This is a genomic window from Enterobacter sp. BIDMC109, from assembly GCF_001037885.1.
Taxonomy (GTDB): domain Bacteria; phylum Pseudomonadota; class Gammaproteobacteria; order Enterobacterales; family Enterobacteriaceae; genus Enterobacter; species Enterobacter hormaechei_C.
In genome coordinates this window covers 2,217,556-2,233,057 of sequence record NZ_KQ090002.1, presented here as the reverse complement: position 1 = coordinate 2,233,057, position 15,502 = coordinate 2,217,556, and the positions used below count along the sequence as shown (strand labels likewise).

Below are 15,502 nucleotides of genomic sequence, written 5' to 3'. Positions count from 1 at the left end.
GATTATTTTGCGGGCTCGTTTAGACAGTATTCGATTTCTAATCATCCCGGAAAGGTATCATTTCAGTGCGAAATCATCGCCCTGAACAGGACGTAGCATTATGAAGACACATCCGCAGTACGAACCCTGGTTGCAGGGCATGCTCATCATCGCGAAATATTATCGGCTGGATTTTTCGGCGGAGCATGTTCGGGTCACGATTAACCATGAAAGCCAGTCTCCACGCCAGCTGGTGCTGGAGGAGATGGCGCGCCAGCTTGGGCTGGGGATGCGTTGGGTGGCGGCGGGAGCCGTAGCGCTCGATCCGTGGCGTTTACCGCTGCTGGCGGAGTTCACCGGCGGGCAAATTGCGGTCATCAACCGTATGGACAACGAAGGGAACGTCAGCGTGCAGTTTAGCGGCGACGGGGGCCTGGAGACGACGCTGACGCGCGACGAACTCGGTTCGCGGTTAAAGGGGCTGATGGTGCTGCGTCCCCTGGAGTCCACGCCGGATGCGCGCGTGGATGATTACATCAAACCCTATGAGAAAAACTGGTTCTGGCAGCTGGCGCTGAAAGACTGGCGTCGTTACAGCGACATAATGCTGGTGGCGCTGGTCGCCAACGTGCTGGCGCTCTCCGGCATGGTCTTTTCCATGCAGGTATATGACAGGGTGGTGCCGTCCCAGTCGGAGGCCACGCTGTGGGTGCTGTTTGGCGGTGTGATGATCGCCATCGTGTTTGAATTCATCATGCGCATGCTGCGGGTGCATATTTCGGACGTGGTAGGGAAACGCGCCGACCTGCGTATTTCCGAGCGCGTGTTTGCCCACGCCCTGAGGATTAAAAACGGCGCACGGTCGAAATCGACCGGGTCGTTTATCGCCCAGATCCGCGAGCTGGAGTCGGTGCGGGAGCTGATCACTTCCACCACCATTGCCGCTATCTCCGATCTGCCGTTCTTCCTGCTGTTCGTCTTCATTCTGTGGATGATTGGCGGCCCGCTGGTGCTGGTGGTGCTGCTGGCCGTACCGCTGCTGCTCATTCGCGGCCTGCTGGTGCAGCGCCCGCTGGGAAAACTCTCCAGCGAAGGGATGCGTGAATCGGCGATTCGTAACGCCACGCTGGTGGAAGCGGTGCAGGGGCTTGAGGACATCAAGCTAATGCGCGCCGAGCAGAGGTTCCAGAACCAGTGGAATAACACCAATGACGTTGCCGCGAGCGTCGGCATGAAGCAGCGCTGGCTGACGGGGCTGCTGCTGACCTGGACCCAGGAGGTGCAGTCTATCGTCTACGCCGTGGTGCTGCTGGTGGGGTGTTATCTGGTTATCAGCGGCGACATGACCACCGGTGCGCTGGTGGGGACCTCGATTCTGGCGTCCCGCACCATCGCGCCCCTGTCGCAGATTTCCGGCGTGCTCTCCCGCTGGCAGTCGGCAAAGGTGGCCCGCAAGGGACTGGATGACCTGATGCAGCGCCCGATTGACGATCCCCAGCACGGCAAAAAAGTGCATAAAGCCCATCTGCGCGGTGATTATCGGCTGGACGACGTCGGGTTTTATTACGATGAAGAAGAGAAGCTTACCGTGCTGAATATCAGCAAACTGCGCATTCGCGCAGGGGAGCGCGTGGCGGTGCTCGGGCGGAATGGTTCGGGGAAAAGCACCTTGCTGCATCTGCTGGCGGGAATGCAGGAGCCACAGCAGGGCAGCATTTTGCTGGACGATATTGCTCTCAATCATCTTGACCCGGCCGACGTGCGCCGCGACATGCAGTTGCTCAGCCAGCAGGCGCGGCTGTTCTTCGGCTCCGTACGCGACAACATCCTGATGGGTAATCCGCTGGCGACAGACGAGGAAATCCATCAGGCGCTGGTCAACAGCGGCGCGCTGGAGTTTGTGCGCAAGCAGAAAATGGGGCTGAACACCATCATCAATGAGGGCGGAACGGGGCTTTCCGGCGGGCAACGTCAGGCGCTGCTGCTGGCGCGCGCGCTGATCACCTCGCCGAATATTCTGCTGCTGGATGAACCCACCGCCTGGCTGGATGAGGTCAGCGAGAAGCAGTTTATCCAGCATCTGCACCAGTGGCTCGGTAAGCGCCGGACGCTGGTGGTGGCGACGCATCGTCTGCCGATTCTGGACCTGGTTGACCGCATCATCGTCCTGGAAAACGGCAAAGTGGTGATGGATGGCCCTCGTGATGCCATTTTACGCCAGCACGGAATGGCCCCGCAGCAGGCGCCGCAGCGCACGGTTAAACTGAAAACGGAGGGCGTGGCATGAATGATTTCTCCCGCTTTAACAGCCGGCTGAAGGAGCCGCGCCTGCCGCGTTCGTCGCTGGTGGCATGGTCGCTGTTTGCCCTGCTGGTGGTCTTTATTACCTGGGCCAGCCTGTTCCAGCTGGATGAGGTCACGACGGGCAGCGGCAAGGTGATCCCGTCCTCCCACGAGCAGGTGATCCAGTCCCTGGAAGGGGGGATTATCCACAGTCTGATGGTGCGCGAAGGCGATATCGTCGAGCGTGGTCAACAGCTTGCCCAACTGGACCGGACGAAAACCGAGTCCAGCGTGCTGGAGAGCGAGTCTCGATTAAACGCTGCGATGGCGACGGCCGCGCGTCTGAATGCTGAGGTGAACGACACCGCGCTGACATTCCCGGCAGAGCTGGATGACGACGTTGAGTTGGTCAAACAGGAAACGGCGCTTTATCAGTCACGTCGCGAAAGCCTGGAAAAAGGGCTGGCGGGTTTACGCCAGGGAGCGGATCTCGTGCAGCGTGAACTGGCATTAACGCGCCCGCTGGTGACGCAGGGGGCAGCCAGTAAGGTCGAAGTCTTACGCCTTGAACGTCAAAAAAATGAGCTGGAGAGCAAAATCACCGAGATGAAAAACCAGTACTACGTTCGCGCCCGCGAAGAACTGGCGAAAGCGAACGCAGAAATGGAAGCGCAGCGTTCGGTCATGAAAGGGCGCGAAGATTCACTCACCCGCTTAACGTTTAATGCACCGGTGCGTGGCATCGTGAAGGACATTGACGTGACGACGGTGGGCGGGGTGATCCCGCCGAACGGCAAACTGATGAGCCTGGTACCGCTTGATGACCAGATGGTGATAGAAGCGAAAATCTCGCCGCGCGATGTCGCGTTTATCCATCCCGGGCAAAAAGCGCTGGTGAAAATCACCGCCTATGACTACTCGATCTACGGCGGGCTGGAAGGGGAGGTGACGATGATTTCCCCGGATACCCTTCAGGACGAGGTGAAACGGGATGTTTATTATTATCGCGTTTATATTCGTACTGACAGTAACCATCTGACCAACAGGCAGGGCAAGGAATTCCCGGTGTTCCCGGGCATGATAGCCACGGTTGATATCAAAACCGGCAGTAAATCCGTCATTGATTATCTGCTGAAACCATTGAATAAGGCAAAAGAGGCGCTGCGCGAGCGATAAAAAAGGCGTTCAGCAAACCGAACGCCCGTCAGATCAGAGTGTAGGCGTCATGTTGACAGCATGGCGTCGTTCTTTTGGTACCACGTTGATGTAATGTGTGACATACGCAAAATATAATCCGGCATAATTTTCGACCAGCTCGATAAAGGCCGGGTAAATTGACATCCGGCCATCGCCGCGATCTTTAAGATAACCTGCCTCCTGCGCCGATTTGATAATCCGTTTAACATGAATACGCGAAACGAAAAATTCTTTTGCCAGCGTGCTGGCTGAATACGCTATTATGGCACCATGTGCTGTTTTGTTTTTGATGGCCTGCAAATAGAGATAGAGCATAATCATTCGGCCACCATCCTTATCAATAAATAAACCCACCTCCGGAAGCACTTTCCTGAATGTTAATCCGCGGAAAAGGTACTCTGCGGCGCGCCGGAAAAAGTTGTGCCTCAGAATATCATTGTCCAGAAGGTTAGCATTTATATTGAATGTCGGAAAAAGAATGCTAACAGGCGTAAACGCCCCGGACATATAGCGTTTCAGCTCATCCAGTCCTTTTTCCGTTGGCGCGATTTTTGTTTTTCGGCGATCTTCGGTACAGCGCCAGGTCTTAATTCGCCCGGTGGTCTTAAGTATGGTGATGATCGCGATAACACTGTTAGGACTGGCGATATTATAGCGGGTACACAGTGCCTTTATCTCTGAAACTGACTCAGCCTGATTACCAAAAACAAAACAACACATTGACAGTATTATGTTGAAGCGTGATTCCTGAAGCATCGTTTTGTAGAACAAGGGTTGTTTTTTATAAATGGCATCATTAATTCTGTAGTGCTCTGTTATAGCTTCACCAAATCGCGGGTTGTTTTTAATAACATCCCTTCGATGTAGCAAAGCCCTGGATGAAATGTGATTATCCATAGCATTTTCTCTTTTTGTCTGGGCCGATAAGATGAAGTGTCTGGTCTTCTTTTTCGGAATTTTCATTATACCTTGTGAAGTGCATATTTACTGTCGTTATATGAAAAGAAAGTAATATTTATGCTGCATATGGATGAGTGGGTTGATTAACGCAAAGATGTTCCCGTGCATAACATTGATAACGGTTTATTAACCAAATGGGGTGCGGTAAAATTATTCAATGCGACAAAGAATATTGGCTTTAATCACATTTGGGAATGATATTTACATTCTCAGGAGCAGGTTATGTCTCAAAACTTACCTTTTATGCAAGGTACTTGCTACAAGCAACGATTCGTTATTTCAGCCTGCGGTTTCACCTTCGAGGGGTATAGCCTGCTTCTGAAGTCTCGTGGCGTAAACGCCACGCGGCTCCATTTTGAAGAGGATGAAGTTTGCTCAGGTGATGTGCAAAAAATGATGCAAAATCAACAGCCTGAAGTTTCTGTTTTTCCTGGTCGCGACGTCGCTGCCTTTCTTGAAAGCCTGAAACGGTTGGTCTCGGTTCTGAATGCACTGCCGGTTATTTGTAGCGTGACCCTGTATGGTGCAATACCAGAGAGATGGCTTTATGCCACGCTGAAAAGTCTCGTTAATAATACCAAATCGTTGTCGAGGATCAGGGTGGCGAATATTTCAGAGGTAATGAATTGTGTAGAGAGTATTTCTGATGTGCATGCCGATTCGTCACGTTTATTGCGTGAAGGACCTGAGAAGGAAGGTAAGGAAAGCCTGCATGGTTTAACAAAACGTGAGTTAACCGTATTGCTGAATTTTTATCGGGGTATTTCGATAAAAGAGCAGTCAGCGAGGTTAGGTTTGTCAGATAAAACCATTTATACTCATCGTAAAGTGGGGTTGGGTAAATTATATCTTATCAGAGTGTGGTTTAGCGATGCACGTGTCTTAAGGGATGAGGTCTGTGCAGTAAAGAACAAAACGCAGGGGTTTTCGGAAGTAGAAATAAATATATTGCAGGCGTTACATAAGCGGGAAATCTTTGCGGCTTATCAAATTATTACCGATGGCGATAAAAAAGGAGTGGGCTTTGAAATTCTGCTGCGCTGGCATAAAAACGGTCAGGTCCTGAAACCAGGCCAATTTCTGGATGGGATAAAAAATGGCGAAATTTGGCTCAAGCTGACGGCGTTAGTCATTCACGCGGCCGTATCAGGTATCAACAGATACAATGGAAAATATTATTTTTCGGTTAATATTCCTCCTCAACTGGCTGCCGGGAACGCGCTGCCGGGAATGGCGAAAAAAGCCGTTGAAATGTTACTGAAACCGCAGTGGGCCGGGAAACTTGTCTTCGAATTAGCTGAAACCATTGATGTAACAAAGGATCCAAATATTCCTGTCACTCTCCAGCGTTTACGCGCCGAGGGATGCCGGCTGTTTCTGGATGATTGCTTTTCCAGAAATTACGCTATGTTACCCATCCGACAGATTAATGTTGATGGACTGAAGCTTGACCGTGATATAGTTGAGCACTTTGTTGCTAACGACAATGACAATAGCATTATTAAAGCGATACAGATATACAGCGACATGACGGGAAGGGAATGCGTTGCGGAAGGCGTCGATAGCGAAGAAAAATTTGAAAAACTTGTCGCATTAGGGGTTAAGCGCTTCCAGGGATATTATCTTTCCCGGGCGGTTAAAGAAGATGAGCTGGATCGAATGTTACGGCTATTTAGTTAATGGCTTCACTATACTGGTGGTACGACAGACTTAACTCTTCGACCACCAGCAAAAACAGTCACTCACCAGGGCAATAATCTGTTATCAGATATCATCGCGCGTAAAACCGACAACAATTTCAAGCGTGTTTCGAATGACATCGCAGGCTTCGGGCTCCTCGGTAATTTCGAGGGCGTGAATCAGTTGCAGGATAATCTCTTTATTTGAGAGATTGTCACCGGTCAGCATAATACAGCGTATTGCCGAGCCCAACACTTCAACCTCACCACTGAGATGCTTTCCAGCATTAAGAAAATGTTCCGCCAGTTCTTTATCGTGCAGGGCTTCAAAATTATACGTTTGCTGCATAATCGCTTTACTCATGGTGGTCACCGTTTCGGTTAAAATTAGTGTTTCTTGTCTGGGGTCAGAAGCGTGTTGTGAGTAAAGAGAGAGCGCATGCGCCCAATATCATAATCGCCCATCACTCTTCCCCGATCGTGCGATACGCCGGTTAGACGCTGGCGTACTTCATCTTCAGCGGCAATCAATGCATTTTTGCGTTCATCATTTGATTCAACGTTAGCCATCGCCCGCAGGCGATTAGCAAGAGACGCAAAGGTAATAGGTCCGTTCTCTTTCAGTATGGATAATACGGCCTCACCGATAAGGTCATCCTTAAGTCGTTCAAATTTAGTTCTATGCATAGCTTCAATCTCACTCTGCTACACGCAGCAGGCTGTAGCATGGGGTTAGTCATCGCATTCAGGAGCTCTATTCTCACTCAGCATGACTAACTTAGTAAGTTAAAAAAACAGTGTTCAGGTTAACGCTCGAAGAAGAGGGCTATCAGACCGTTATAGTGCGCTTTCTCAACGTCAGACGTTGACTCTTCAATTCTGCGCAACAGCTTTGTACAGATTGTCATTCTGCTCAGTTGTACATTTTCTTTGATGATCTCACTGACGATAGCACCAAGGGTTTCCTGCTGTGTTGGGACATTATCCTTGTTAAAATACAAGGTGATAGCGCTTTCTGCTGTAGAGGGAGCATGGTTGCGACGCATAATTTTCCACCGTTAACAAACAATTTTGTAACATCAGTGGCATTGAATTTATACTATTCGATCAAATCTGTACATTAAAATTGTACAACTTTTCACATGGATCGTGTTTTTGTCAGGAAAACTATCAACAATAGGGGGGGGGAAGAGCAGGAAAGAGGGGAAAAGGAAAGGCCCCGAAGGGCCTGAAATTATTTACGTCCCAGCAGAAGTCCCAGAACGATACCTACCGCACCCGCAGCGATTAAGCCCGTTAAGGGATTGTTTCTGACGGCTTCAGTGACATCCGAGACGGCATCACTGGCCTGGGCAGCATATTTTTTCGCTGCACCTTTCACCTGGTGTTTAGGGGAATCAACGAATTCACCAAACTGCTGCTGCGCAGAGCCGGATAATTCATCAAGTTTGTTTTTGGCTTTATCGCCAGCGTACTGTGCATTTTTATCAGTGTCGAAATCAGACATTCCAGCCTCCTTTTGTTGGTAGTCTAAGGATAGACGCTGATTGCAGGAGTGAGCGAGAATTCGCTGAAACCGACGGCAGATTGCCCCTTTTTAGGACATGTCTTTCTTACATGACCACCATAACGTCCAAAAAATGTCGTTGATAAATATTTCCCTCGCCATCTTTCTCTACGCAGCGCGAAGAGACTGTTTCTGTCGTGCGTGAGTGTGAAAGGTAACGTAATAGCCAAGGGATGCGGCCAGGCACAGCATATAGCCGAATGATTCCGAACCTTCCTCCACGGCGTTTTTCACGACACGCATATAGCCATGCTCCAGGATGTCGTGCCACAGCACCTGCATTCCAAAGAGGCGGGAGAAGACCAGTACAGCCAGCAGGCCGCTCAACAGAATGCCGTACCAGGGGGATTGGGTATATTTTGCCAGCTGTTCCAGGGTAGCGCGAAAATGCATAACGGGGCGAATTAACGCCAGCAGAGCGGTAATCAGCGCGAACCACACCCAACTCCCATGAGAAATGAGATCAAAAAGCGCGTCCAGTTCACGAATTAGCATTGTCAGGAAAAATCCGCCCACCAGAATATTACAGTAACGCATGGATTCGTCCATTTTCGCCAGACGAAAATGGAGAAAGACAATAGTCGCTAATACCGTTTCCTGCATAATTTCGGTCAGTGATAATTCCGGAATATCATGGCCGACAAACCGCATATCAACCCAAAGACACAGTACAATAAGTGCGCAAGCGGCTGCTGCGCCAACGAAGAATAAAAAGCTCTTTAGTACAATCATTAACACCACCATTTTGTTTGTAGCGAGTATGTTAGGTGACGAGAATGTTATTTCTGTTCACATTGTGCCATATAAGTGCGGATTTTTAACATTTTGAGCTAAATAGGGTTGGTCACGACGAGACGAAAGCGTAAATATCGTCAGACTCGTCTGTGCTGTTTAGGCGGGCGCTGTCATTACAGAGGGTGCCTTCTGGCAACGGGATGTTAGGGTATTGAGGGACCAGCGAGAGGTGGAAAACACAGCTGCGGAACTATCTTGTCGATATTTTCTTAAGAACGTACTCTGATAGAGAAAGCGTTCAGTTCCACAAAAAATGCTGTTTCTCCACCCTGGCAATTATTTTTCTTCTTTGTACTCACCTTTTGATTTCAGTTTATCTCTAACAAGGTTGGCGCAACTGGTTGCATTCTGTAAACTCTGATCGTTTACAATAGAGGACCGAGATTTTAAAACTTCGTTGTAAGCATCTTTAACTTTCGGACTGACTGTTGCAGCATAACTATCTGGCGGGAAGTCACCCAAAGGTTCTTTGTCACCGCTTAAGGCCTTAGCGCAAGCATTATTAATTTGGTCATCAATGCTTAATTGATTTGCGTTAGCAGATAACGAAAAAGCTACAACCAAAGAGGCGAGAACAATTCTTTTCATACTTAGTCATTCCTTAATGATGAAACGTTGTGATCCGAATTCAATTTGTAAAACCCAATTGTGATAGTAATATTTATCAAAGTGTAGAGAAATTCTATTAGATAAACCGGATCCGAACCAGTTTCAGCAATGTTTTCTGTCCGAACATGCTGTATCCGACTTATTTTTTTACTACAGGCTAAATGTTATCAAAGATAAATATATCCAACATGTATTAGTCTATTCTTTTTCGTATTCTTATGACACCTACATTCTTTAGTGGGGGGTGGTGTGCTTGCACAAGTCTTTAAAAGTAGGATTTTTAAGGGAGAATGACGTTGTATGACTTCATCTGTACCACACTTGCATTACACTTAATAACAAGAACAACCAACACGTTAATTTTAAAGGGACAGTGCATGTCTGCCATGGATTTATCCAATCTACTTTTCGCTCATGACGCACCTGATTGCCCACTTCTGGTATATCAGCGAGTCACCAATATTAACTCCAGACGCTGATTTTTCACATTTCCTACGGCTCTACTCAAAACCCACACTAAACTTCATGTTTACATAAAATCGTATTAACAGATACAATACCCCCCTATAGTATCAGGAGGGCGTATGCCGCATTCACCCGAAGATAAAAAACGTATTATGACCCGCGTCCGCCGCATTCGGGGCCAGGTTGATGCCCTTGAACGCGCCCTGGAATCGGGCGATCCCTGTCTCGCCATTTTGCAGCAAATTGCCGCCGTGCGCGGCGCTGCCAATGGTCTGATGGGGGAAATGGTCGAAATTCACCTCAAAGATGAGCTGGTGACGGGGGAGACCACCCCGGATCAGCGGGCAGTGCGGATGGCGGAAGTCGGCCATTTACTGCGCTCTTATCTAAAATAAACCCACACACCTCACAACAAGGGAAAGACATCATGAAATCTCGCGCAGCTGTCGCGTTCGGCCCAGGCCAGCCGCTGAAAATCGTTGAAATTGATGTTGCTCCGCCGAAGAAAGGCGAAGTGCTGATCAAAATTACCCACACCGGCGTTTGCCATACCGATGCGTTTACCCTGTCCGGTGACGATCCGGAAGGCGTATTCCCGGCGGTGCTCGGCCACGAAGGGGGCGGTGTGGTGGTGGAAGTGGGTGAAGGCGTCACCAGCCTGAAGCCCGGCGACCATGTGATCCCGCTCTACACCGCAGAGTGCGGCGAGTGTAAGTTCTGCAAATCCGGCAAAACTAACCTCTGCCAGGCCGTGCGCGCCACGCAGGGCAAAGGACTTATGCCGGACGGCACCACCCGTTTCTCCTATAACGGCGAGCCCATTTATCACTACATGGGTACCAGCACCTTCAGCGAATACACGGTGTGCGCCGAGATCTCACTGGCGAAAGTGAATCCGCAGGCCCCGCTGGATAAAGTCTGTCTGCTCGGCTGCGGTGTCACCACCGGTATCGGCGCGGTGCATAACACGGCGAAAGTGAAAGAGGGTGACACCGTGGCGGTGTTCGGCCTGGGCGGGATCGGTCTGGCGGTTATCCAGGGCGCGGTACAGGCGAAAGCTGGGCGTATCATTGCTGTGGATACCAACCCGGAGAAATTTAAGCTCGCAGGCGAGATGGGGGCGACCGACTTCATCAACCCGAAAGACTACGACAAACCGGTTCAGGATGTGATCGTTGAGCTGACCGATGGCGGCGTGGACTTTAGCTTCGAATGTATCGGCAACGTCAACGTAATGCGCTCAGCGCTGGAGTGCTGCCACAAAGGCTGGGGCGAGAGCATCATTATCGGTGTGGCCGGTGCGGGTCAGGAGATCAAAACCCGTCCCTTCCAGCTGGTGACAGGGCGCGTATGGCGCGGGTCGGCATTTGGCGGCGTAAAAGGCCGTACTCAGCTGCCGGGCATGGTTGAAGATGCGATGGTCGGTAAAATTCAGCTTGACCCGTTCATTACGCACCGCCTGCCGCTGGAGCAGATCAACGAAGCCTTCGATCTGATGCACGAAGGAAAGTCCATTCGTACCGTTATCCATTTCGGCGACAACTGATTATTCTGCCAGCGGTTTTTTCCGCTGGCATTTCTTCCCTGATCTTCTCTAAAGTGTGACCTGTCCGGCGCTTTTAGACGTAATTTAATTCCCTGGCGTGCCGATGACTCTTTTACAGGCGTGTTATTACGCATCTTACCTATAAGAGAGTCGACGGTCATGGACAACACAACATCGATGCAGGCGCAGCCTAAGCTGAGTTTTTTGCATCACATCCGGCTGGTTCCGCTGTTTTCCTCCATTCTCGGTGGCATTATTCTCCTGTTTGCATTGAGCTCAGGTCTGGCAGGCTATTTCCTGCTCCAGGCCGATAACGATCAGCAGGATGTCACGGCAGAAATCCAGGTGCGCACCGGTCTGTCAAACAGTTCCAACCATTTACGCACCGCCCGTATCAACATGATCCACGCGGGTGCGGCCAGCCGTATCGCGGAGATGGAGGCGATGAAACAAAACATCGCTGAGGCTGAGATCCGCATCAGGCAGTCGCAGGATGGATTTGCCGCCTATATGAAGCGCACCGTTCGTACCCCGGCTGATGAAGCGCTGGATGGCGATCTGAAAGCCCGCTATGACGCCTACATCGCCGGTATGCAGCCGATGCTGAAATATGCCAAAAATGGCATGTTTGAAGCCATTATTAACCACGAAAATGAGACCGCGCGTCCGCTGGACGATGCCTATAACGCGGTGCTGCTGAAGGCGATAAAAATCCGCACCGAACGCGCCAACGCGCTGACGGCACAGGCTCACACCCGCACCCGGCTGGGGCTGATGTTTATGTTCGGCGCGTTTGGCCTGGCGCTGGCGCTGGCGGTGATCACCTTTGTGGTGCTGCGCCGTACGGTGATAAACCCGCTCCAGCGAGCCGCTACGCGTATCGAAAATATCGCAAAAGGCGATTTGACCATGCCGGACGAACCGACCGGACGCAGCGAAATTGGCCGCCTGACGCGCGATCTGCAAACGATGCAGCACGCGCTGGTGACAACCGTGGGCACCGTGCGGCAAGGGGCGGAGGAGATCTACCGTGGAACCAGCGAGATCTCCGCGGGTAACACCGATCTCTCTTCCCGTACCGAGCAGCAGGCGGCGGCGATTGAACAGACGGCGGCCAGCATGGAGCAGCTCACCGCGACGGTGAAACAGAACGCCGATAACGCGCATCATGCGAGTAAACTGGCAGAAGATGCCTCCGGTAAGGCCAGCCGCGGGGGGGCAGATGGTCTCCGGCGTGGTGAAAACCATGGGTAATATTTCCACCAGCTCGAAGAAGATCTCTGAAATTACCGCCGTGATTAACAGTATCGCGTTCCAGACCAATATTCTGGCGCTCAACGCGGCGGTCGAGGCGGCGCGTGCGGGTGAACAGGGACGCGGCTTTGCGGTCGTGGCGAGTGAAGTCCGCACCCTGGCAAGCCGCAGCGCGAATGCGGCGAAAGAGATTGAAAGCCTGATTAATGAATCTGTGTCGCTTATCGATCAGGGTTCCGGGGAAGTGGTTGCGGCGGGCAATACCATGAATGAGATCGTCGAGGCGGTTAAACGCGTCACCGATATTATGCTGGAGATTGCAGCGGCGTCCGATGAGCAGAGCCGCGGCATTGTTCAGGTGAGCCAGGCGATCTCCGAGATGGATAAGGTGACGCAGCAGAATGCCTCGCTGGTGGAAGAAGCTTCTGCGGCGGCGGCCTCGCTGGAAGAGCAGGGCGCACGTCTGACGGAGGCCGTTGGCGCGTTTCGTCTCATCGGGGCAGGGGCTGGACGGACTACAGCCCCTGCAACCGCAGCGAAATCCGCGCCTTTAACACCGGCGGCGGCCGTCTCAGGTGATAACTGGGAAACGTTCTGAGTAAGACAGACCCGCCTTCGCGGCGGGTTCTGCGTTTAGGGTCAGAGAGGCATTGATTTACGAATGGCGCTTAACAGCGTTTGGGCGCCTTCAGAGAGCGGGGCATCTACCCGCGTCAGGATCCCAATCGGTTCTCCCGCGCCGGGCGATGTTACCGGCAGCGCCGTAAGCACACCGCGTCGCAGATCGTCCTTCACCGCGCCGGACGGCACAAACCACACGTAGTCGTAATCCACCGTAAGCTGGCGCGACAGCGACGCCGAAAGCGTTTCAATACACCCGGAAGGCAGCGTGCAGCCCTGCATTTGCAGCAACGCTTCCGCATTCTGACGCGGAACGGTTCCTTTTGGTGAGACCACCACCGGCCACTCCATCACGCGGCTCAGGGTCACGGTGTCCTGCAACAGGGGATGATTCGGACGCACGACCAGCTTCAGCGATTCCAGGAACAGCAGCTCGTAATTCAGGCCGCTCATCAGTTCCGGATCGGACATCCGCCCAATGCCCAGATCCAGCTCGCCTGACTTCAGGCCCGCCAGCAGCATGGTATTATTCATGGTCGCGACCTGAAGCGTGGCGTGCTTTTGCTGACGGTGGAACTGGCCGATCGCCGCAGGCAGTATTCCCAGCGCCGCCGTTGGCAGCGCGCCCACGCGCACGATGTCGCTGGCCGACTCCTCTTTACGGTTGAGCGCCTGACCGGCGGTATTGAGGGCATCGAGAACTTTAACGGCATGCGTCAGGAACTGTTCACCCACGAGAGTAAGCTGAGCGCCCAGACGGCCGCGATCGAACAGGCGGGTTCCGGTAAGCTGTTCCAGTTCGTTCAGCGTTTTGGATAGTGCAGGCTGACTGAGGTTAAGGGTTTCAGCCGCTCGCCCCAGCGTTCCCTGTTGAGCGACGGCCACAAAAGTATGCAAATGGCGCAAGCGTATGCGCTGACTGAACAGACCATTTTTTTCCATAGGCGATGTTAAAAACAGAGCGACGCGGGTGACAAGTTAAGATGTTTGAATTTGATAACCTGATAGCAAAATATTTTTAACATTTGATCTATTTGAGTTACAACCGTTTTTCGAAAATGCCCACGCTTTGACCACTGGTCTGCCTGGATCACAATTCGTAAATTCTTCCCAACGAAAGGAACGGGCTTCTCTACACTCCAGGTAGTATTCACTGGAGGCATGACATCATGGCGAACACCATCACGGCTGATGATATTCGGGAACACTTTTCGCAGGCTATGTCGGCGATGTACCAGCAGGAAGTTCCGCAGTACGGCACCTTGCTGGAACTGGTGGCGGACGTTAACCTGGCGGTTCTGGAAAATAACCCACTTTTACATGAACAACTGGCAAACGCAGACGAACTGGCGCGCCTGAATGTTGAACGTCACGGTGCGATCCGCGTTGGCACCGCGCAGGAGCTTTCCACCCTGCGCCGGATCTTCGCCATTATGGGCATGTACCCGGTCAGCTATTACGATCTCTCCCAGGCGGGCGTGCCCGTCCACTCGACGGCGTTTCGTCCGACAGACGATGCGGCGCTCTGCCGTAATCCGTTTCGCATTTTTACCTCGCTGCTGCGCCTTGAGCTGATTGAAAACGTTGCGCTGCGCGAAAGGGCGGCGGAGATCCTCTCCCGGCGCAACATCTTTACGCCGCGCTGCCTGGAACTGATCGACCTGCATGATGCGCAGGGACACTTTACTGAGGCACAGGCGCGCGAATTTGTGCAGGAAGCCCTGGAAACCTTCCGCTGGCATCGCCATGCGACGGTCGATCAGGAAACCTATCTGGCGCTGAGCAACGAACATCGCCTGATTGCCGACGTGGTCTGTTTCCCGGGGTGCCATATCAACCATCTCACGCCGCGCACGCTGGATATCGACCGGGTGCAGGAGCTAATGCCGAAGTACGGCATTGAGCCGAAAATTCTGATTGAAGGCCCGCCGCGCCGCGAGGTGCCGATCCTCCTGCGCCAGACCAGCTTTAAGGCGCTGGAGGAGCCGGTGCTTTTCGCGGGAGAACACAAGGGCACCCATACCGCGCGTTTCGGTGAGATTGAGCAGCGCGGCGTGGCCCTTACGCCGAAAGGGCGCGAGCTGTACGACAGTCTGTTAAACCAGGCCGGGACCGGCAAAGACAACCTGACCCACCAGCTTCACCTGCGCGAGATCTTCAGCGCCTTCCCGGACAGCGAAATGTTCCTGCGCCGTCAGCGGCTGGCTTATTTCCGCTACCGTCTGACCCCGACAGGTGAGGCGCATCGCCACGCATTTCGTCCCGGCGACGATCCGCAGCCGCTGATCGAACGCGGCTGGGTTGTGGCACAGCCCATCACCTACGAGGATTTTCTGCCCGTCAGTGCGGCGGGGATCTTCCAGTCGAATCTTGGCAATGAAACGCAGGCGCGCAGCCATGGCAATGCCAGCCGCAATGCTTTCGAAGCCGCGCTCGGCTGTGCGGTTTACGACGAGTTTTCGCTTTACGAGGAGGCGGAAGCGCGCAGCAAACAGCGTTGCGGTTTGCTCTGAAACCGTTACTCTGCAAGGGTGTGATGGAAAAAGA

14 protein-coding genes and 1 pseudogene are annotated in these 15,502 nt (G+C 52.4%); 7 read left to right on the top strand and 8 right to left on the bottom strand.

Annotated elements, in window-relative coordinates:
- Positions 1-100 precede the first annotated feature (100 nt).
- Both SK62_RS10630 and SK62_RS10625 read left to right on the top strand, forming a co-directional pair.
- Positions 101-2,266, top strand: a complete 2,166-nt coding sequence (locus SK62_RS10630) for a type I secretion system permease/ATPase (RefSeq protein WP_047719579.1) — start codon at positions 101-103, stop codon at positions 2,264-2,266.
- Complete coding sequence (locus SK62_RS10625; protein ID WP_032619700.1) at positions 2,263-3,438, top strand: HlyD family type I secretion periplasmic adaptor subunit; 1,176 nt, start codon at positions 2,263-2,265, stop codon at positions 3,436-3,438. The genes SK62_RS10630 and SK62_RS10625 overlap by 4 nt, the downstream gene beginning before the upstream one ends.
- 33 nt (positions 3,439-3,471) lie before the next feature.
- Here the strand turns inward: SK62_RS10625 and SK62_RS10620 are convergent, their stop codons facing one another.
- A complete protein-coding gene (locus tag SK62_RS10620) occupies positions 3,472-4,356 on the bottom strand; it encodes a hypothetical protein (protein ID WP_023303707.1) in 885 nt (294 codons plus the stop codon).
- 285 nt (positions 4,357-4,641) lie between these two features.
- Between SK62_RS10620 and SK62_RS10615 the strand changes: the two genes are divergently transcribed.
- Positions 4,642-6,099: an EAL domain-containing protein gene (locus SK62_RS10615; RefSeq protein WP_048249533.1), complete on the top strand. Its 1,458-nt coding sequence runs from the start codon at positions 4,642-4,644 to the stop codon at positions 6,097-6,099.
- Positions 6,100-6,183: 84 nt separating this feature from the next.
- Here SK62_RS10615 and SK62_RS10610 read toward each other — a convergent pair whose 3' ends face one another.
- The 6 genes from SK62_RS10610 to SK62_RS10585 form a co-directional block, all read right to left on the bottom strand.
- Entirely contained in the window at positions 6,184-6,462 is a 279-nt protein-coding gene (locus SK62_RS10610; protein ID WP_017384011.1) for a biofilm development regulator YmgB/AriR family protein, read from the bottom strand.
- A 23-nt stretch (positions 6,463-6,485) separates the two neighbouring features.
- Positions 6,486-6,785 (bottom strand): hypothetical protein, encoded by a 300-nt coding sequence (locus SK62_RS10605; protein WP_047719577.1) that lies wholly within the window; start codon positions 6,783-6,785, stop codon positions 6,486-6,488.
- Between the two features lie 119 nt (positions 6,786-6,904).
- Positions 6,905-7,144 carry a regulatory protein YcgZ gene (ycgZ, locus tag SK62_RS10600; protein ID WP_003857265.1) on the bottom strand — a complete coding sequence of 80 codons (240 nt, stop codon included), beginning with the start codon at positions 7,142-7,144 and terminating at the stop codon, positions 6,905-6,907.
- 188 nt (positions 7,145-7,332) lie between these two features.
- The gene (locus tag SK62_RS10595) at positions 7,333-7,605 is read right to left on the bottom strand and encodes an ElaB/YgaM/YqjD family protein (RefSeq protein ID WP_003857263.1); all 273 of its coding nucleotides are present in this window, start codon (positions 7,603-7,605) and stop codon (positions 7,333-7,335) included.
- Between the two features lie 168 nt (positions 7,606-7,773).
- Positions 7,774-8,397 (bottom strand): hypothetical protein, encoded by a 624-nt coding sequence (locus SK62_RS10590; RefSeq protein ID WP_017384009.1) that lies wholly within the window; start codon positions 8,395-8,397, stop codon positions 7,774-7,776.
- Positions 8,398-8,736: 339 nt separating this feature from the next.
- Positions 8,737-9,048 carry a hypothetical protein gene (locus tag SK62_RS10585; RefSeq protein WP_047719576.1) on the bottom strand — a complete coding sequence of 104 codons (312 nt, stop codon included), beginning with the start codon at positions 9,046-9,048 and terminating at the stop codon, positions 8,737-8,739.
- Positions 9,049-9,653: 605 nt separating this feature from the next.
- On the opposite strand from SK62_RS10585, the gene SK62_RS10580 reads away from it, so the two are divergent.
- The 3 genes and pseudogenes from SK62_RS10580 (at position 9,654) to SK62_RS10570 (ending at position 12,932) form a co-directional block, all read left to right on the top strand.
- Positions 9,654-9,929, top strand: coding sequence for a metal/formaldehyde-sensitive transcriptional repressor (locus SK62_RS10580; RefSeq protein WP_032104106.1), 276 nt, complete (start codon positions 9,654-9,656; stop codon positions 9,927-9,929).
- Positions 9,930-9,961: 32 nt separating this feature from the next.
- Positions 9,962-11,080 (top strand): S-(hydroxymethyl)glutathione dehydrogenase/class III alcohol dehydrogenase, encoded by a 1,119-nt coding sequence (locus SK62_RS10575; RefSeq protein WP_017693450.1) that lies wholly within the window; start codon positions 9,962-9,964, stop codon positions 11,078-11,080.
- 159 nt (positions 11,081-11,239) lie between these two features.
- Positions 11,240-12,932: pseudogene (locus SK62_RS10570) on the top strand (methyl-accepting chemotaxis protein).
- A gap of 41 nt (positions 12,933-12,973) precedes the next feature.
- Here the strand turns inward: SK62_RS10570 and SK62_RS10565 are convergent.
- Positions 12,974-13,897, bottom strand: a complete 924-nt coding sequence (locus SK62_RS10565) for a LysR substrate-binding domain-containing protein (protein WP_015570563.1) — start codon at positions 13,895-13,897, stop codon at positions 12,974-12,976.
- Between the two features lie 227 nt (positions 13,898-14,124).
- Between SK62_RS10565 and SK62_RS10560 the strand changes: the two genes are divergently transcribed.
- Positions 14,125-15,468 (top strand): 2-oxoadipate dioxygenase/decarboxylase HglS, encoded by a 1,344-nt coding sequence (locus tag SK62_RS10560; RefSeq protein WP_017384005.1) that lies wholly within the window; start codon positions 14,125-14,127, stop codon positions 15,466-15,468.
- Positions 15,469-15,502: the final 34 nt, after the last annotated feature.